The sequence below is a fragment of the Rugamonas apoptosis genome (assembly GCF_014042355.1).
In the GTDB taxonomy this organism is placed as follows: domain Bacteria; phylum Pseudomonadota; class Gammaproteobacteria; order Burkholderiales; family Burkholderiaceae_D; genus Rugamonas; species Rugamonas apoptosis.
The window spans coordinates 50,378-68,727 of the sequence record NZ_JACEZU010000016.1 but is presented as its reverse complement, the minus strand read 5'-3'; the positions used below and the strand labels follow the sequence as shown (position 1 = coordinate 68,727).

Annotated in this window: 19 protein-coding genes and 2 tRNA genes; 4 read left to right on the top strand and 17 right to left on the bottom strand. The window is 64.2% G+C overall.

Translation table 11 applies throughout. From position 1 onward, the window contains the following. Positions 1-152 precede the first annotated feature (152 nt). Positions 153-905: a substrate-binding periplasmic protein gene (locus tag H3H39_RS25185; protein WP_182157145.1), complete on the top strand. Its 753-nt coding sequence runs from the start codon at positions 153-155 to the stop codon at positions 903-905. A 70-nt stretch (positions 906-975) separates the two neighbouring features. Here the strand turns inward: H3H39_RS25185 and H3H39_RS25180 are convergent, their stop codons facing one another. Next, positions 976-2,373, bottom strand: a complete 1,398-nt coding sequence (locus H3H39_RS25180; RefSeq protein ID WP_182157144.1) for an L-cystine transporter — start codon at positions 2,371-2,373, stop codon at positions 976-978. Between the two features lie 217 nt (positions 2,374-2,590). Further along, positions 2,591-3,199, bottom strand: coding sequence for an IMPACT family protein (locus H3H39_RS25175; RefSeq protein WP_182157143.1), 609 nt, complete (start codon positions 3,197-3,199; stop codon positions 2,591-2,593). 197 nt (positions 3,200-3,396) lie between these two features. Between H3H39_RS25175 and H3H39_RS25170 the strand changes: the two genes are divergently transcribed. Continuing rightward, entirely contained in the window at positions 3,397-5,040 is a 1,644-nt protein-coding gene (locus H3H39_RS25170) for a PKD domain-containing protein (protein WP_182157142.1), read from the top strand. 118 nt (positions 5,041-5,158) lie between these two features. After that, entirely contained in the window at positions 5,159-5,428 is a 270-nt protein-coding gene (locus H3H39_RS25165) for a DUF6447 family protein (RefSeq protein WP_220461676.1), read from the top strand. A 65-nt stretch (positions 5,429-5,493) separates the two neighbouring features. Here H3H39_RS25165 and H3H39_RS25160 read toward each other — a convergent pair whose 3' ends face one another. Next, positions 5,494-6,321 carry an AraC family transcriptional regulator gene (locus tag H3H39_RS25160; RefSeq protein WP_182157141.1) on the bottom strand — a complete coding sequence of 276 codons (828 nt, stop codon included), beginning with the start codon at positions 6,319-6,321 and terminating at the stop codon, positions 5,494-5,496. Between the two features lie 94 nt (positions 6,322-6,415). On the opposite strand from H3H39_RS25160, the gene H3H39_RS25155 reads away from it, so the two are divergent. Beyond that, entirely contained in the window at positions 6,416-7,600 is a 1,185-nt protein-coding gene (locus tag H3H39_RS25155) for an FAD-dependent oxidoreductase (protein ID WP_182157140.1), read from the top strand. A gap of 16 nt (positions 7,601-7,616) precedes the next feature. Here H3H39_RS25155 and H3H39_RS25150 read toward each other — a convergent pair whose 3' ends face one another. The 14 genes from H3H39_RS25150 to ybgC all read right to left on the bottom strand — a co-directional run bounded on the left by H3H39_RS25150 (position 7,617) and on the right by ybgC (position 18,200). Beyond that, positions 7,617-9,056: an Lcl domain-containing protein gene (locus H3H39_RS25150; protein WP_182157139.1), complete on the bottom strand. Its 1,440-nt coding sequence runs from the start codon at positions 9,054-9,056 to the stop codon at positions 7,617-7,619. A gap of 253 nt (positions 9,057-9,309) precedes the next feature. Further along, positions 9,310-10,797, bottom strand: a complete 1,488-nt coding sequence (locus H3H39_RS25145) for an aminotransferase-like domain-containing protein (RefSeq protein WP_182157138.1) — start codon at positions 10,795-10,797, stop codon at positions 9,310-9,312. A gap of 9 nt (positions 10,798-10,806) precedes the next feature. Further along, complete coding sequence (locus H3H39_RS25140; RefSeq protein WP_182157137.1) at positions 10,807-11,391, bottom strand: LysE family translocator; 585 nt, start codon at positions 11,389-11,391, stop codon at positions 10,807-10,809. Positions 11,392-11,622: 231 nt separating this feature from the next. Further along, positions 11,623-12,108, bottom strand: coding sequence for a cupin domain-containing protein (locus tag H3H39_RS25135; protein ID WP_229218281.1), 486 nt, complete (start codon positions 12,106-12,108; stop codon positions 11,623-11,625). A 233-nt stretch (positions 12,109-12,341) separates the two neighbouring features. Beyond that, complete coding sequence (locus H3H39_RS25130; RefSeq protein WP_182157136.1) at positions 12,342-12,605, bottom strand: hypothetical protein; 264 nt, start codon at positions 12,603-12,605, stop codon at positions 12,342-12,344. 92 nt (positions 12,606-12,697) lie between these two features. Beyond that, positions 12,698-12,773: transfer RNA gene (locus H3H39_RS25125), tRNA-Lys, on the bottom strand. 28 nt (positions 12,774-12,801) lie between these two features. Further along, positions 12,802-12,877: transfer RNA gene (locus H3H39_RS25120), tRNA-Lys, on the bottom strand. 114 nt (positions 12,878-12,991) lie between these two features. Further along, the gene (gene ybgF / locus H3H39_RS25115) at positions 12,992-13,747 is read right to left on the bottom strand and encodes a tol-pal system protein YbgF (protein ID WP_182157135.1); all 756 of its coding nucleotides are present in this window, start codon (positions 13,745-13,747) and stop codon (positions 12,992-12,994) included. A 107-nt stretch (positions 13,748-13,854) separates the two neighbouring features. After that, entirely contained in the window at positions 13,855-14,379 is a 525-nt protein-coding gene (gene pal, locus H3H39_RS25110) for a peptidoglycan-associated lipoprotein Pal (protein ID WP_182157134.1), read from the bottom strand. 30 nt (positions 14,380-14,409) lie between these two features. Continuing rightward, positions 14,410-15,675, bottom strand: coding sequence for a Tol-Pal system beta propeller repeat protein TolB (gene tolB, locus H3H39_RS25105; protein ID WP_182157133.1), 1,266 nt, complete (start codon positions 15,673-15,675; stop codon positions 14,410-14,412). A 2-nt stretch (positions 15,676-15,677) separates the two neighbouring features. Then, positions 15,678-16,616, bottom strand: coding sequence for a cell envelope integrity protein TolA (tolA, locus tag H3H39_RS25100; protein ID WP_311196987.1), 939 nt, complete (start codon positions 16,614-16,616; stop codon positions 15,678-15,680). Beyond that, positions 16,616-17,053, bottom strand: a complete 438-nt coding sequence (locus H3H39_RS25095) for an ExbD/TolR family protein (protein WP_229218280.1) — start codon at positions 17,051-17,053, stop codon at positions 16,616-16,618. The genes tolA and H3H39_RS25095 overlap by 1 nt, the downstream gene beginning before the upstream one ends. Positions 17,054-17,069: 16 nt before the next feature. Continuing rightward, positions 17,070-17,759: a protein TolQ gene (tolQ, locus tag H3H39_RS25090; protein ID WP_182157132.1), complete on the bottom strand. Its 690-nt coding sequence runs from the start codon at positions 17,757-17,759 to the stop codon at positions 17,070-17,072. 30 nt (positions 17,760-17,789) lie between these two features. Continuing rightward, positions 17,790-18,200, bottom strand: coding sequence for a tol-pal system-associated acyl-CoA thioesterase (gene ybgC / locus H3H39_RS25085; protein WP_182157131.1), 411 nt, complete (start codon positions 18,198-18,200; stop codon positions 17,790-17,792). Positions 18,201-18,350: the final 150 nt, after the last annotated feature.

Genomic DNA, 18,350 nt, shown 5'->3' with positions numbered 1-18,350 from the left:
GGTACGGATGAGAAATACCCGCGTGCTGCACGCGGGTATTTTTTTGCCCGTGCGGCATGCTGTACGCGCTGTTTCGTTCCAGGCATCCTGGCTGGCCATGGAGTATGATCGGCATGCTGGCCGCCTGCGGCGGTGATCGACCGGGAGAGGGAATGAAGCGTAGGCGTCCGTGGTGGCTGTGGCTGTCGAGCATCGCGCTGCTGCTGCTGCCGCTGGCGGCGCGGGCGGACGAGCTGGTCATCGCCATCAACGACTGGTGCCCCTACAGCTGCTCGGCGCAGGGCGCGCACCGCGGCATCCTGGTCGACATCGTCAACGACATCTTCACGGCGGCGGGCACCAAGCCCCGTTTCGTGCAACTGCCGTTCACGCGCGCCTTGTCTTCGGTGCGCTCGGGGCAGGCGCAAGCCATCGTCGGCGTCACCCATGCCGTCGCGCCCGATCTGCAATTTCCCGACGAACCCATCGTCACCACCCAGTTTTGCTTTTTCACGCGTCCGGAGTTGGCGTGGCGCTATGGCGGGGCGGGCGGCGATGCGGCGGGCATCAGGATAGGCGTCGGCAGCGGCAAGAAATTTCCGGCGGACGTGGAACTGTTCCTGCAGGACGCGACCCGGGTGCCGGGCGGCGCGGACCTGATCTGGCGCATGGCGCGCATGCTCGATATCGGGCGGCTGGACGCCGTGCTGGAGGAACGCCGGACCTTGCCGCTGGAGCTGGTCCAGCGCGGCCATGCGGCCTTGCGCAACGCTGGCTGCATCGACAGCAACAACGAATACGTCGCCTTCCAGCCAGGCAGCGCCTACGCCAAGACCTTCTCCGAAGGCATGCGCCATTTGCGCAAGAGCGGGCGGGTGGCGCAGATCTTCGCCCAATATGGCCTGGGCAAACCGGACGAACCTTAAAATAAATCGGGACGTAACACCATTTGAAATGTGTTACGTCCCGATTTACCTATGTCCCGATTGTTCGGGGTCAGGCGGCAATGCGGTCGTCGTCGCCCGGTTCGTCGTCGCGCTGGAAGACGGCCATGTCGGTCTGGCCCAGCACGCGGCTGGTGACGGTGCCGGCCGTGATGGCGCCGCTCACGTTGAGGGCGGTGCGGCCCATGTCGATCAGTGGTTCGACCGAGATCAGGAGTCCGGCCAGCGCCACCGGCAAGTCCATGGCCGACAGCACGATCAGGGCCGCGAACGTGGCGCCGCCACCGACCCCGGCCACGCCCACCGAACCGACCGTGACGATGGCCAGCAGCGAGGCGATAAAGTGCGGCGTGAACGGGTCGATACCCACCGTGGGCGCGATCATCACGGCCAGCATGGCCGGATAGATGCCGGCGCAGCCGTTCTGGCCGATGGTGGCGCCGAACGAGGCGGCGAAGTTGGCGATGCCTTCCTGCGTGCCCAGGCGCTGGGTCTGGGTCTGGACGTTCATGGGAATGGCGCCGGCGCTGGAGCGCGAGGTGAAGGCGAAGGTCAGCACCGGCAGCACTTTCTTCAGGTAGCGCAGCGGATGCAGGCCGGCCGCCGTGATGATGGCCAGGTGCACGCAGAACATCAGGATCAGCGCGCTGTACGAGGCGACCACGAAGCTGATCAGCTTGAGGATGTCGGCATAGCTGGAGGTGGACACCACTTGCGCCATCAGCGCGAACACGCCGTACGGCGTCAGGCGCAGCACCAGCGACACCATGCGCATCACGACGGCGTGCGCGACCTCGATGAAATGCTCGAACGCGGCGAACGCTTCCGGTTTCTGGCTGTGGATGCCCGTCGCGGACACGCCGATGAAGATGGAGAAGATGACCACCGCGATGGTGGAAGTCTTGCGCCCGCCCGTCATGTCCAGGAAGGGATTGGTGGGGATGAAGCTGAGCACCATGCCGGGCAGGCTGAGGGCCTTGGCCGCGCCCAGCTTGGCCTGCAGGTATTCGCCGCGCGCCACTTCGGCCGCGCTGGAAGTGAGGCCGACGGCGCTCAGGCCGTACAGCTTGGCCATCAGGATGCCGATGCTGGCGGCCACCAGCGTGGTCAGCATCAGGGTGCCGATGGTCAGCACGCTGATCTTGCCCAGCGAGGCGGCCCCTTGCAGCTTGAGGATGGCGGCGATGATGGACACCATGATCAAAGGCATGACGATCATCTGCAGCAGGTTGACGTAGCCGCTGCCGACGATGTCCAGGTATTCGCTGGTGGTGTGCAGGGCCGGCGCGCTGGCGCCGTAGATCGCTTGCAGGGTGGCGCCCAGCAGCACGCCCAGGCCCAGGCCGGTGAACACGCGCACCGTGAACGTGGCGCCGCGCCGCTGCTGGCGGGTCATGAAGCCGAGCAGGGCCAGCGCGGCCAGCAGATTGAGAATAACGTTCAGTGCCATGGACAGCCTTTAAATCGCGGTGGGGTAGGGGACCGATGGCGCCATCATCGTTCCAGGCGCCGGCTGGTCGCCGCGCCCGCTGCGACGGCGCACAGCAAACGGCCATTTTATCGGGCTTTGGCGCGCGCTGCACGGCAGGCGCCGCTGGATCGATCCCGCCGCGCGCATGCACGCCTGGAACGGGCGGGCGCGGCGCCCTGGTGGCCTCGCCGTTTTGTCAATAACCGTCGATGGCATCCGGCGCGCCGCACCAGATGACGCGGCCGCCGCCAGCCTCGTTGAGCCGGGCGATGAGGGCCGGGGCGGCGTCGGCGGGCAGGCTGAAGGCGAAGTCGACGGCGTCGCCATGGCCCACCTCCAGCAATTGCGCCTGGGCGCCGGCCAGCTCGCGCCGCAGCCAGCCTTCCAGCGCGTAAGGCACGGCGCAGCGCAGCGTGCGCGACTTGATGATGGCCACCTTGGTCGCCGTCAGCAACGCTTGCGCCACGCTGTCCGTGTAAGCGCGCACCAGCCCGCCCGCGCCCAGCTTCACGCCGCCGAAGTAGCGCACCACGGTGGCCAACACCCCCTCCAGATCCTGGTGGCGCAGCACGTCCAGCATGGGACGGCCGGCCGTGCCGCTCGGTTCACCATCATCGACAGCCGCCGACTGGCCGCCGGCCAGCAAGGCCCAGCACACATGGGCGGCGGCCGGATGCTGCGCCTTCAAGTCCGCCACCACCTGTTGCGCCGCCGTCCGGTCCGTCATCGGCTGGACGCAGGCGATGAAGCGGCTTTTCTTGATCAGCAGTTCGCTGTGGGCGGGGGCGGCGAGGGTGGCGGGCATGGGGGGCGCAGGGGGGCGGAATGGGTGCCGCATTATAGACGCTGCCGCGATGCCGGATGGGGCGGGTGGGATAGATGGGCGGCGCACATCGGTGCCAAATGCCCGATTGAATCGCATCTTTTTGTGCCAATATTTCTCATTTACAAATTGCAATTAAACCAATATCATCATCCGTTTTTGCTCCCGAGGATGACGATATGAAGACGCTCACAGCCCGTTACGGACGACGCGCGCCCGTTTGGATGGCCGCTGTCATGCTGGCGCTGGCTGGTTGTGGCGGCGGCGCGGCGGCGCCCAATACGCCACCGAAGGCGGCCATCGCGCTGGCGGCGGAAACGGCCGCCCCATCGTTGGGCGCGGACGTGGTGCTGAGCGGTGCGGGCAGCAGCGACGCCCAGGCCGGTGCGCTCAGCTATGCCTGGAGTTTGCAGTCGAAACCGGCCGACAGCGCCGCCGTGCTGAGCGGCCCGCAGACGGCCGACGTGCGCTTCACGCCCGACCGTGCCGGTACTTATGTGGTCCGGCTGCGGGTGACCGACGCGGCCGGTGCCACGAGCGAGCAGGACATGACGGTCGCCGTCGCCAACCATGTGCCGGTGCCCGTCATCGACAAGAACGCCCTCACCGTGCTGGCGGGGGGCGTGGTGACGGCCTCGGCCGGCCTCAGCTACGACGTCGATGGCGATACGCTCAGCTACAGCTGGTCGCTCGACAGCAAGCCCGCCGATTCCAGCGCCGCCATCGGCGCCGCCGGCGCGGCCGATGTGGCTTTCACGCCTGACCGTCCCGGCAATTATTCCCTGCTGGTCAAGGTCAGCGATGGCAAGCATCCCGTCATGAGCCGGCTCGACGTGCGGGTGCTGGCGCAAAGCGCCGGTACGCTCGCGCTGCCGTTCACGCCGCTGGACGCGCGCTACAGCAAGTCGCTGGACCAGGTGGTGATGGTGTCGGCCGCGCCGGACGCGCTGAAGATCGCCGATCCCTTCGGCGCCACCATCAAGACGGTGCTGCTGCCGGCGCCCAGCAAGGCGCTCACGCTGAGCCCGGACGGCAGGCTGGCCGCCGTGCTGCACGAGGGCGTGCTGACCCTGGTCGACCTGGTCAAGGCCGCCGTGGTGCGCAGTTCCGCCACCAATGGCGCCCAGACGGAGGTGTTCCTCACCAACAGCGGCATCGCCTATTTGATCGGGCAAACGGGCGGGCAGTGGGCCAATCCGGACGTGCTGGTGCTGGACGCCCGCAGCGGCGCCGTCTTGCCGGCCGGGGGCGTCAACCTGGGCGGCTATTTCTACGGCACCATGCACGGCGTGTATTCGTCCGTCTACAACAAGGCACTGGCCGTGTCGGCGGGCTTGTCGCCGGTTGATATCACCTACGTCAGCATCAATCCCGACACCAACGCGGTGGCGGAAGTGGGCGATTCGCCTTACCACGGCGACTATCCGATCGGCCTGCAGCTGTTCCTGTCGAACAAGGAGGAGGTGGTGTTCACCTCGGCCGGCACCTATTTCCGCACCGATAAGCTGACCTATATGGGCAAGCTGAACCTGAACGGCGCGTTGATTTCCCTGAGCCAGTCGAGCGGCCAGGAAACGCTGGTGCTGGCCGCCAGCGCCGGCGGCTATCCCGACTACGCCTCTATTTACCCGGCCGCCTACCAGCGCTACACGGGGGCGCTGATGCAGGCCAGCGGCGAGTTGACGCTGCCCGTCATAAATGGTTTGCCCAGCTATGGCCGCAACATCTTCCACAGCGCCGCCGGCTACCATGTGGCCCTGGTGCAGACGGGCGGGGCGGGGCAAAACGCGGCCGGCCTGAAGTTTTACCTGACCTATCGCTGATGGGGCGGGGTGGTGTCCCGCCAACAGTGGCGGGCGCCGGCTTTGCCCGCCGCGCTGGTTGGACATACAATCACGGCCTGCCGGGACTTTACCCTCGCAATTACAATAAAGGAAAGTAATGTCATTACCTCAATACATCAACATCAACGGCACGTCCTACGCATCGGACAAGCTGAGCGCTGAAGCAAAGGCGCAGGCCGCCAACATCCTGGTCGTGGACGCCGAACTGGGCCGTCTGCAACAGCAAATGGCGATCGCCCAGACCGCCCGTAACGCCTACAGCGCCGCCCTGATTGAAGCGGTCAAAGGCCGTAGCGATGCCGCCACCGAAGAGAAACCCAAGAAACCGCGCGCCCCACGCAAGGCCAAGGCCAAGGCGGAGGCGTAATCAGTACCGATCGCCATGCATGGCGCGACAATGGTCGTCCATGCGTGGATGCGCGCGCAGCGCGCCTATGGCTGTGGTGGCACCGCAGGCCAGGCGCACTGCCCGGCGCTGAAATAGCGACCCGGCGACTCGCCAAAGGCATGCCGGAACATCGCGATGAAATGACTGGGCGTGGCATACCCTAGCGCATCGGCGACGGCAGCGACCGCTTGGCCTTGCGCCAGGCATTCCAATGCATACACCAGGCCCGCCTGCCGACACCATTGCCCAAAGCTGAAGCCGGTTTCGGCACGGAACAAGCGGCTCAGCGTGCGCGCCGACATCCCGCCCCAAGCGGCCCATTCCACCAGCTTGCGTTGCGTGCCAGGCTGCGCCAGCACGGCGCGCGCGACGCGCAGCAAGCGCCGGTCGGCCGGCATGGGCAAATGCAATGGCTGGCGTGGCGCCTGGCGCAGTTCGTCGAACAGCACGGCCATCACGCGTTCCTGCTGCGGTTCCAGGGCCGTGCGCGGATTCCAGGCGGCCGCACGCCGCACCAGCGCGCGCATCAATTCGCTGACCCCGGTCACGCAGGGCAGGGCGGGCAGGCTGGCGCAGGCCGCCGGCGCGACCAGGATGCTCCAGCCGCTCAACGCCCCCACCACGCGCACCTGATGCGCCACCGCCGGTGGGATCCACCCGGCCCGGTGCGGCGGCAACAGCCAGGAACCGTGATGGGTGCGCACTTCCATCAGGCCACTTTCGATACAAAACATCTGGCCCCGCACATGCTGGTGCCAGGCGTATTCCCGCGTGCCCAGCGCGAACTGGCTGGCCGGCCCGGCATCGCTCAACAAGGCGATCAGCGGCGCGCCATCGGATTGTTCGCTGAAGTCGGACATGGATTGCGTCATGGCTGGATTTCGATAGTTAACTGCCAAACAACGTTATCATGCCATCACGCCTTTGTCGAATAATGGGGACTCCACCATGTGACGAGGAAACACCATGACGAATACACCGTTACGCGTCGCCGTGATCGGCGCTGGCCTGGGAGGGCTGTGCCTGGCCCACGGGCTCTGCAAGCACGGCATCGCGGTCCAGGTCTACGAACGGGACGCATCGTTGGACGCGCGCGACCAGGGCTATCGCCTGCGTATCGACCAGCAGGGGCGGGCGGCGCTGGCGGCCTGTCTGCCGGACGCCTTGTTCGCGCGGTTTGTGCAAACCTGCGCCGTGCCCGCTCCCACGCTCAATCTGCTCGACGCCCGGCTCGAACGCGCCAGCGACCATGGTGTCGATGGCTGGCAGGCTGGCGCGTCCGACGCCGACGCCGACTTGCGTGCCGACCGCCAGCGCATGCGCGCCGTGCTGCTGACGGGCTTGGCCGAGCGGGTGCATTTCGGCAAGGCGCTGACGCGGTATGAGGCCGTGGACGACCGGGCCGTCATCGCCCGTTTCGATGACGGCAGCGCGGTCGAAGCGGATGTGCTCATCGGCGCCGATGGCATCCATTCCCGGCTGCGGGCGCAGCGCTTTCCCGACATGGCGCCGATCGATACGGGCACGGTTTGCTGCTACGGCAAGACCTGGTTGACGGCGGTCCATCGTGACGCCATCGCGGCGCAATTGCAGACCGGTACTTCGGTGATTTTCCAGCCCGGATGGGCCGCCATCATCGATGCCATGGTGTTCCGGCCGGAGCACGGCGCTGGCCAGACCATCGGCCAGGTGGACGACTACGTGTACTGGGCGCTGATCGGCCAGCGTGGCGCGCTCGGCATCGCCGGGGCGGACGATCTGGGCTGGACTGAGGCGGCCCTGCGGGGCTGGCTCAGCGAGCGGGTAGGAGCGTGGCCGGAGCCGATCCGGGCCTTGTTTGAACGGACGGCGCCGCAAGCGGCGACGTTGTTGCCGGTGCGTCGTTCGCCGTTGCCGGCGGCGTGGCCCGCCAGCAGGATCAGTGCCCTGGGCGATGCGTTGCATGCCATGAGCCCGGCGGGCGGCAAGGGCGCGAACTGCGCGCTGTACGACGCCCAGGCGCTGACGGAGGCCTTGCGGCAGGTCCGTGGCCCCGCGATGGCCGTGGCCGCCATTGCCGCCTATGAAACGCAGGTGCGCGAGCACAGCTTCGCCGCCGCCCGCGCGTCACGCGATGCGGAGCGGCAGCTGTTTTCCCTGCCGGATGACTAGCACGTGCCGGGATTTTTTATCGCACCGCCAGCGCATAGAGCTGCGTGCTGGTTTTCGGCTGGTTGTACACGCCGAAATCGCAACTGAAAATCGACCACGCCTGGGTGGGATCGGCGGCGTCCGTGGTGGAGGTCCAGTAGAAGAAGAACGCCTTGAAATTGCTGAACATGACGGGGTTCTTCACGGTCACGCCATCGCTGCCGGGGATGCCGTTGAAATAATCGGCTTGAGGGAAGGTCGGCGCGCGGTCCGACAGGCTGAGCATCTCGGCCCGGTTTGGCATGCGCCACTGGCCCGCCTTGGAGCCGTCGCTCAAGCCGCATTGGCCGCTCGCCAGCCCCTGGATGGTGCTCAGTGCGGCCGACCAGGACTGATTGATGCAATCGGCTTTTCGCAGCCAGGTCAGGCCGGTCACGGTGTCGGCCACGGTGCCGTCGCCGTTGTCGATGAAGCGCGGCGACGGGAATTGCACGCCCAGTTGCAGGCTGGCGTCGTCCGCCGTGCCGAAGGTTTGCCCCCCGCCGCCGCCGGGACCGAAATAGGCGCCGGTGGCCAGCAGTTGTATCGCCCCCGCGCCGCCCGATCTGACCGGCCATACGGCGTTGAGGGAACTGGCCTTGTTGTTGTTGAAACCGCCGTCCGCATCGACGGCGCCGTTGACCCAGCGGCCATCGGTGAAGCGGATCGCCATCGCGTTGGAGGTCAGGGCCATGTAAGTGGTCGACGACCAATAGGCGCTGGTCAGGCGCACACCCGCGAAGCCGCTACCGGTGGAGACGGCCGGATTGGCGCGCCCCGCATCGACCAGGCTTTCCAGTTCATTCGCGTTGGGCATGCGCCATTGGCCGGCCTTGGAGCCGTCCGTCAGGCCGCAGGCGCCGCTGGCCAGCTGATTGGCGGCCGTGAGCGCGGTGGCCCAGTTCGAGGCGCCGACACAGCCCGCGTCCTTCAGCCAGACCAGGCCCGTCAACTGATCGGTGATGGTGCCATCGGCGTTGTCCGTATAGCGTTTGGTGGGCCAGCTGACGCCGCGTTGCGCGGCGGCGTCGTCGCCGCTGGCGTAGCTGACGGTTTGGCCGGTGCGCGGCAGGCTGGCCAGTTTGTCGCCGGCCCGTGAGGCGGTGAAGTTGGCACCCGCGACGTTGCGCGCCGGCATGGGCAGGAAGCGGATGACGGTGCGGTAGTAGCCGTTGAAGTCTTCGCGGCGCACGGCGCCAGCCGGATCGGCCACAGTGGGAGAGAAGCCGTATCCAGGCTTGTTCGCGTAGATCGCGTAGTCGGACGATTGGCCGGACGTGAAAGTTCCCGTGTACAGGTCGGCGACGGAATAGGCGCCGTTGGCGTCGGTGGTGGTGGTGACGGCGGTATTGTTATTGTTGGAGTAGACCGTGATGGTGACGCCGGCCACGGGTAGCTTTTGCTGGTCGACCACGGTGCCGGAGACGGTGGCCTTCACGGGGGCGTTTGGACTGGACGGGTTCGTAACGCTGGCGTTGCCACCCGCGCTGCCCGTGCTCCCGCCTCCGCCTCCGCCACAGGCGCTGAGCACGCAAAGGAAAAGCAGCGTCGTGCATTGGTTGGCGTTGTTCATTTACTCACCCCACTGGGGCGTGCAGCCACCCCGACATATTCAGTTTTCGAACGCGAGTCGCGTGCCTGCCCAAATGGTAATACAAGCTTATACGCTACTCGCGATTTGCCACTGAGAATTAACTTTTACGTGAGGGTAATACAACAGTGCTATCCGAACGTACCATATCGCTGAGGCGCGCCAGACTTGAACGTGCGCCGGCCACGGCTTGCAAGCGTTCTTGCAGGTAGTCGCTCAGGCGTGGGTGCTGACTGAATGCCACGTTGAAACGGATGTGTTGGTCAGGCGTGCTATTGGCCGAGAAGGCGGCGCCACGCGTGAGCAGGATCTTGTTGCGGTAAGCGTCTTGCACCAACAAGTCCACGTCCACCCCTGCCGGCATCGTGCCCCACAAGAAAATACCGGCGTCGCCAGGATGCTCGAACAGCACGCCCGCCTCGGTCAGTTGGCGCGTGCTGGCGTTGCGCGCCGCCATGATCTTGCGTTGCAGCCGGTCCAGATGCTTGCGCAAGTTACCTGCCCTGAGCACTTCCAGCAGCACATATTCATTCAACGCGGGCGTCGTCATGATGGAATGGATCTTGGTCCGCATCAGCACTTTGAGCAGGGCGGGGGCGGCGGCGAGATAGCCCATGCGCAAGGCGGGGCTGAGCGCCTTGCAAAAGCTGGAATAGTAAATCACGCCATCGAGGCCGGCCAAAGATGCCAGGCGTGTGCTGTGGGCATGCTGGAAATGGCCATGCACGTCGTCTTCAGCGATCAGGAAACCGTGTTGCTGCGCCAATAGCAAGACCTTGTGCAAATTGGCGGCGCTGCTGCTCCAGCCCGTGGGATTGTGCAAGGCCGTCTGCATGAACAGCAGGCGCGGACGGTGCTCGCGGCAGGCGGCCTCCAATGCGTCGAGGTCGAGGCCATCGGGGCGGCGCTTGATGGGCACCAGGCGTATGCCATCCTGGCGCATGCGGCCAAACATCAGGAAATAGCCGGGGTCTTCCACCAGCACGGTGTCGCCGGGTTGCAGGAAACAACGGCAAATCAAGTCGATCGCATGGGTGCCGCCAAAGGTGGTGAGGATGTGGCTGGCGTCGGCGGCGATGCCGATGCCGCGCAACAGCAGCGCGATGTGCTCGCGTAGTTCCGGCAGCCCCTGGGGCGGACAGCGCGACGCCATGCCGGCGGCGCTACGGGCCAGGGCTTTCTGCACGGCGGTGGCAGGTACCGCGTCTTGCATCCAGGTCGGCGGCAATGCGCCACAGCTGGCCAATAGTATGCCGGCGCGCTGATCGTTGACCTGTTGAGCCAACCAGACGGGTTCCTGTTCCTCGCCAGCCTCCAGCGTGGCCTCGTCGGGAATCGAACGGCTAGTGTCGTTCCTGGTGCAAACGAAAAATCCTGCAGTGCCATTGGTGTCGATGATGCCGGCCGCGACCAGCCGGTCATAGGCCAGCACGACGGTATTGGTACTGACCGCCAACTGGGTCGCGAGCTGGCGTATCGACGGTAATTTGGTACCGCCGGGCAGGGCACGGTTCTCGACCATGTGCCGCAGCGTGGTTTCGATCTGCTTGGACAGGGCAATGGGGGAGGAGCGGTCTATGGCGAACATGGTGAAAGTCTAGCGTAAAAACGTCACGGCCAGGATGAGCAGGGTGGCGCCCATGGTCAAATTGAATATGCGCCGCGTCTTTGGATCCAGCAGCAGGCGACGGATCGAGACGCCAAACAACGCCCATGTGATGTTGCAGGGGGCTCCCACCAGGGCACCGATCACCGCCACCTGCAGCGCGCTGACGACCGTGTTTTGGCCCGCAGGCATGAATACCGATGCCACCGTAATGGCCTTCAACCAGCTCTTGGGATTCAGCGATTGAAATACCGTGGCTTGGGCGAAGGACACCGCTTTGGGCGCTTGAGTCCCCGCCACCGATGCGCCGCTGAGCTTCCAGGCCAGATAGGCCAGATACGCCGAGCCCGCGATGCGCAGCCCTTGCTGCGCCCATGGGTAGGCCACAAACACGCTTCCCAGCCCTACGCACATGAGCATGGTCTGCACGAACATGCCAGCCTGGATGCCCAGGATGGCAGGCGCCGCGCCGCGCGCCCCGAAATTGGCGCCGGTAATGGCGAGCATGACGTTGTTCGGTCCAGGCGTGGCCGACATCACAAGGCAATAGCTGATCAAGGGGAGCAGGTCGGTCATGGTGTGCATCTCGTAACGTGGAAATGACACCAGTCTAGGAGTGCACTGCGGCATCAACAAGGCACAAGGCGAGGGGGCGCGATCCATGCTGTATCAGTCGGTCGACGGTTACAGTGGTTCGCGTTATGTCATGTATGGCGTGGCTGGGAAACATCACGTCCAGCATCGCAGGATCGGCGCCGTGGCTCAGTATGCCCGGTATCCTGCGCTGGCTGCGGGACCGCGCGAAGATTAACCGTTGACCGATGGTACTTCAACAGTTTCGAAGTCCGCAGGAAAGACGATTTCCAGCAGTTCCAGGTCGGCACTGTGGCCCAGTTCCTGGTGGCGGATTTCCGGCGGCTGATGCGCGCAGGAACCGGCCTCCAGGCGTACCTTGCCTTGTCCTTCATAATCGAATTCAATCCAGCCTTTGAGCACGTAGATCATCTGGAAGGTGGTCTTGTGGAAGTGCGGGTGGCTTAGAAAATCGCCATCGGTCGCGCGGATGACGTGGGCGACGACGCGCCCCTCGGTTGCACGCGCGATGCCAAGATCGCGATATTCGAAGAAAGCGCGTAGCCCCCGTTCGAAGCGGGCATCGCGTGCATGGGAGACGACGAATCCTCGTGTGGTCATGATTCCTCCGGCAATCAGTTTGCACGCCCGGGTGCTTGGCATCGGCAGCCGGTTGGCTGTAGATAGGTGGCGGGCCAATGCCGTGGCGCGCTGCTCCATGGTGTCAGGCCGCGGCGATTATTTTTTCATCATAGATGGGCGGCGCAGGGAGAAATACACTAATTGTCACGGTTCATCTGAGGTTGAAGCGGGGCGGGCACACCTGCCGCCGCTGACGAAGCAGCAACAGGCCGAGTTACAGGCGCTGGCCGCCGCACCAGACAGTACGATCGACACTAGCGACCTGCCGCAGCTTGATGATGCCATCTGGCAGAACGCTATTCGCAACTCCCTCAGCTCGCCAACCCTTTTTGCAACAGCGCGGCGACGACCTCGTTCAGATCGGCGCCTTGTTCGGCCGCCAGCGCTTTGATCTGAGCGACCAGGTCGCTATTGAGTTTGACGGCGAACGGTACCAGGCCCAGCGCCTGGTCGCGACGGCGCTGCTCGCGGCGATCGACCACCTCGGCTACCTTGCCGAACTCGGCGCCACCTGGAACGGCCATTTTGCCCATCAGTTTTTTGGCATCGAATTTCGCCAGATCGGTCTTTCTCATGGTGTTACTTTCGTGGGTGCGTGCGGTGGAGGGGGAAGTAAAAAAAGGCTATGCGCCGAAACGCATAACCTTTTTTTGTACTGCTGAATTCTTGGTAGGCCGTGCGGGATTCGAACCTGCGACCAACGGATTAAAAGTCCGCTGCTCTACCAGCTGAGCTAACGACCCAAAGGTATAAACCTTGGTTTCTTTCGAGTGGTAGGCCGTGCGGGATTCGAACCTGCGACCAACGGATTAAAAGTCCGCTGCTCTACCAGCTGAGCTAACGACCCCCGAAAGAAGCAAGATTATAGGGAACCGCAGCGCTCCTGTCAAATGCCTGATGGACTTTTATATTGATATACCGCCATGCCAGGGCAGGGGGCGGTCCATCCCCCGCCTCACCATCACTTGCCCTTCAAGCGTTCCTTGGCCGTGGCGGCCGCGTTGGAGTCGGGGTATTCCTTGATCAAATCCTGCAACGTCTTCTTGGCGGCCTTGTCCTTGAGCTCGGTCTGGCAGCTGGCGATGTTGAGCATGGCGTCGGCCGCCTTGGGGCTGTCCGGATAGGTCTTCAGCACCACCTGCTGCGCGGCGATGGCGTTCTTGCAGTCGCGCAGGGCGTAGTAGGCGTTGCCCAGCCAGTATTGGGCGTTGGCCGCGTAGCCCGATTCCGGGTAGCGGTGCACGAAATCGTTCAGCGCCGCGCCAGCCGTCTTGTAGTCGCCCGACTTGAACAGTTGCATGGCCGCTTCGTACGTTTTCTGTTCGTTCGGATCCACCTGCGAAGCCTTGCCGTCGATGGTCACTTCGTGCGGTTCCAGCTTGCGCAGGCGCGCGTCCAGGTCGACGTAGAAGTCCTTCTGGCGCTTCTGGGCGTTGGCCAGTTCGTTGGCCAGCACTTCGATCTGGCCGCGCAGCTTGGCGATCTCCTGCGCCGTCAGCTCGTTCTGGCTGACCAGGTCCAGCGTGCTCGACTTGTCGGATTTGGTGTCGATGCGTGCGTTCAGGTCGCGCGCCAGTGTATCGACCTTGGCGCGCAGGTCCAGGATGGCTTTGCGCGCCTCGTCGTCGTCGAACACGCCGGCGCCGGCGTGCAGGGGCAGGAAGGCGAACGCGGCCAGCAGCGCGGCGGCCAGGCTGGATTTGGTTGGTTTGATCATGTGGGCGCTTTCAATTCGGTCGGACAAATGGAAACGGGGCGGGCACAGTATTCTGCGCGCCGCCCCGTATTATGCCTGCGACCCGCTGGGGTCAGGCATCAATTTGATTACTTGTAGACGATGTCGGCACGGCGGTTTTGCGACCATGCGGCTTCGTCGTGGCCTTCGGCCTTAGGCTTTTCCTTGCCCAGCGAAACGGCTTCGATTTGCGCTTCTGGCACGCCCAGGGCGCCCATGGCTTTACGCACGGCTTCGGCGCGTTTCTGGCCCAGGGCCAGGTTGTACTCGGCGCCGCCGCGTTCGTCGGTGTTACCTTGGATCAGGATGTTGCGCTGCTTGTTCTTGCCCAGGTAAGCGGCGTGGTTTTCCACCACTGGCTTGCCATCGGCGCGCACGACGTAGCTGTCGAAGTCGAAGTAGACGCTGCGGTTAGCCAGCACGCCCTTAGGATCGTCCAGTGGATCGATCGATTTGGTTTCCACTGGGGCGACGGTACGGGTGTCGGCCACCGGTGCTGGTGCGGGCTTGCTCTCGACCACTGGTGCTGGTTCGGCCAGTTTGACTGGCGTGCTGCAAGCGGACAGAATCGCTGCGGTGGTGAGGGCGAAGGCTAAGCTGCTGAGTTTACGCATGTTGACTCTCCTAGTTGTGAGTGAAAGATTTTACTGCATGAAAGGACCCCAGGTGGGCTCCTTGATATTACCCACCTGTGTGGTCAGGCGTTGCTTGACACGGCCGTCAACCGAAACCACGGCCAGCGACTTGCGCCGGCCCGATTCGGTGGCGTACATGATGTACTTACCATTGGGCGCGAAGCTTGGTGCTTCGTCGCTGGTGGTGTCGGACAGGCGCTGCTCCTGGCCCGAGGCCAGGTCCAGCACGTACAGCTGGAAATTGCCGTCACGGCGAGAGATGTAGGCCAGCGTCTTGCCGTCGGGCGAGATGCGCGGGCTGATGTTGTAGCTGCCGCCGAAAGTGATGCGCTGGGCGTCGCCGCCCGACGAACTCATGCGGTAGATCTGCGGGCCGCCGCTGCGGTCGCTGGTGAAGTAGATGCTCTGGCCATCGGCCGACCATTTCGGTTCCGTGTCGATGCCGGCGCTGTTGGAGACGCGGCGCAGGCCGCTGCCGTCGGCGTTGACAGTGTAGACCTGGGTGTGGCCATCTTTCGATAGCGCCACGGCCAGCTTGCTGCCGTCCGGCGCCCAGGCGGGAGCCGAGTTGCTGCCTTTTTCATTGGCCACCACGGTGCGGGCGCGGGTGATCAGGTTCTGCACGTAGACCACCGGCTTGCGCTGCTCGAACGACACATAGGCCACCTTGGTGCCATCCGGCGACCAGGCCGGCGAGATGATGGGTTCGTTCGAACGCAGCGCCAGTTGCACGCCTTCGCCGTCGGCGTCGGCCACTTCCAGCCGGTAGCTGCGGCCTTCCTGGGTCACATAGGCGATGCGGGTCGAGAACGCGCCGCGCACGCCGGTCAGTTTCAGGAAGATGTCGTCGGCGATCTTGTGGGCCGCCAGGCGCGCGAACTGGGGCGGCGTAGCCTGGTCCAGTTGCGACATCTTGTTGGACTTGATGGTGTCGAGCAGCTTGTAGCGCACGTCGTAGCGGCCGTCGGCCAGTTGCTGTACCGTGCCCACCACCAGCGCATCGGCGCCGCGTGCCTTCCAGGCGCCGTAGTCGATGTTGTTGACGTCGTTGATGGTGCCGGCGTCGATCACCTTGAAGGCGCCGCTGCGCTCCAGGTCGGCCTTGATGATGGCCGACATCTGCTGGGGCGCCACGTTTTCGTCCGCGAAGGCGGCCACGGCCACCGGGATCTGGTTGCTGCCCACGCCGGAAATTTCAATCCGCATCTGGGCTTGCGCGCTGCCGGCGGCGATGGCCAGGCCGGCGTAGATGACGTAATGGGTCAGTTTTTTCATAATCAGTGTAAATCCTTCATATTGAAATCGGTGTCGAAGTCGCGCACCACCGTACCATCTTTTTTCTTCGGCAGCGGCGACGATTTCCAGATCGCGTTTTCCACCGCCGTGTCGTAGGCCGCGTTGCCGCTGCCCTTGGTCTTGCGCACCGAGATGATCTCACCGGTGGGCAGTTGCGAGATATGGAACGACGCTTTCAAGGTATCGTCCGTGCCGCTGTAGACCAGGTTGCTCTTGATCTTGCCGCGGATGGCCGCCTCGTAGCCGCCGTCCGAACGGGGACCGGTGGACTTGGCCGCCGTGCCGCTGGTGCCCGCGCCCACAGCGCCCGTGATGCGGCTCATTTCCGCCGCGCGCGCCTTCTCGGCCGCCTTGTCCAGCTTGGCCTTGGCTTCCTTGTCCGCTTTCAGCTTCTTGTCGGCCTGTTCCTTCTTGTCTTTCTTTTCCTGTTCTTCCTTGGCCTTTTGCTCTTCCAGCTTTTTCTTCTCGGCCTTTTCCTTGTCAGCCTTGATTTTCTCCAGCCTGAATTCTTCCCGCTTCTTATCTTCCTGCTTGATGCGTTCCTTGCGCAGCTCCTCCTGCTTTTCCTTCTCGGCCTTGAGCTTGGCCTTCAGACGTTCCAGTGCGATGTCCGGCGCCTTGGGCTCGGGCTTCACCTCGTCTGGCGGCGCCACGGGGGCGGGCGGCGGGGGCGGCTTCACTTCCGGCTCCGGTTCCGCTTCCGGCGCGGGCGGTGGCGGCGGGGCGGCCGACTGCACCTTCATGTCCCACACTTCCGCTTCCACTGCCACCGGCTCGTTGCTTTGCCAGCTCACGCCCACCCACAGGAACAGGATCAGCACCGCGTGCATGGCCACGGCCATGCCGGCCGAACGCAGGCCGTCATGTTGCTTGGGTACCTTGTACGGGCCGCCGGCCGTCGCTTGTTTCATGGTCTGCATTACTTGGTTGCCAGGCCCACGCGGTTGATGCCCATCTTCTTCGCTTCCGAAATCAGCTGGATCACGTCGTCGTACTTGCTTTCCTTGTCGCCGGCGATCAGCACGGGGAAGTCGGGGTGGTCGTCATGCAGCGTGCGCAGCTTGCGCACCAATGCTTCGCGGTTGGGCGCCGTTTCCGGCGCGTCCGCGTTCTTGCCTTGCACGCCGATCGACAGTGCGCCGTTGGGCTTGATCACGACCTGGATGTAGTCGTCCGGCGGACGGGTGGTCTTTTCCGCGTTGGGCAGGTTGACCACGCTCGGGTTGTTGGATGACGGCATCACCATGAAGATGATGAGCAGCACCAGCATCACGTCGATGTACGGTACGACGTTGATCTCGGACTTGAGCTTGCGGCCACGGCCGCCGCGCATGCCGCTGTTGAAAGAGGAGGCCATATCGCTGCTGCCTTAATTAACGCGACTGCCGTTGCAGGATGTTCGAGAATTCTTCCACGAAGCTCTCGAAGCGGATCGCCAAACGGTCGATGTCGTGCGAAAAACGGTTGTAGGCCACCACGGCTGGAATCGCCGCGAACAGGCCGATGGCGGTGGCGATCAGCGCTTCGGCGATGCCGGGCGCCACGGCGGCCAGCGTCGCTTGCTGCACGTTGGCCAGGCCGCGGAAGGCGTTCATGATGCCCCACACGGTACCGAGCAGGCCGATATACGGCGACACGGAACCGACGGAAGCGAGGAAGGCCAGGTGCGATTCGAGCGCGTCCATTTCGCGCTGGAAGGCGGCGCGCATGGCGCGGCGGGCGCCATCGAGCACGGCGCCCACGTCGAGCGCGTCGCGGGTGCCGTAGGAAGCCTTGCCCTTGATGAACTCGCCCATGCCCGCTTCGAAGATGCGCGCCAGCGCGCCGCTGTTGGCGCGGTCCTTGCCGGCGTTCTGGTGCAGCGCGTGCAGGTTGCCGCCGGCCCAGAAGGTCTTTTCGAATTCGATGGTCTGGCGGCGCGCGGCGCGCACGGCGTACATCTTGCGGAAGATATAGGTCCAGCTGGTCAGCGAAATGCCGAACAGCAGCGCCATGATCAGCTGCACGATCAGGTGGGCGTTGGTGATGAGGGACAGGAAGGACAGGTCTTGGGTGACGTTCATGGGCTTACGATCTGGGTGAGAAGAACGGCTTCAGGATGGCATGACGCCGCGCATGCGGGCGACGACTTCGGGCGGCACGGCGCGCGGACGCAGGGCGGAATCGACACAGCCCACCTTGACGCGGGCCGTGTTGAGCAATTGCTCGCCGCACCAGACTTGTTGTTCAAACAGGATGGAGGCGCGGCCCATTTTTTCTATCCTGAGCGTTAATTTTAGTACATCGTCGAGTTTGGCTGGCGCGTGGTAGTCGGCGCTGACGTTCTTGACCACGAACATGGCGTCGTGCTCTTGCAGCAGCGCGTGCTGGCCCACGTCGATGGCGCGCAGCCATTCCGTGCGGGCGCGTTCGTAGAACTTCAGGTAATTCGCGTAATAGACAATACCGCCGGCGTCCGTGTCTTCGTAGTAGACACGGACATTCCAGGTGAACTCTGCAGACATGTTGGATTTACTACTAGTGAGATTGAGCAACATTTTACGCGACTTTGTTGTCGGGATTGAAGCGGACAGCCGATTTTCGTGGAATCGCCGTCCATTTTGTCGTTTCTGTCATCCCGGCGCGCAAAGGTTGCGCCGCCAGCAGTTAAGCTG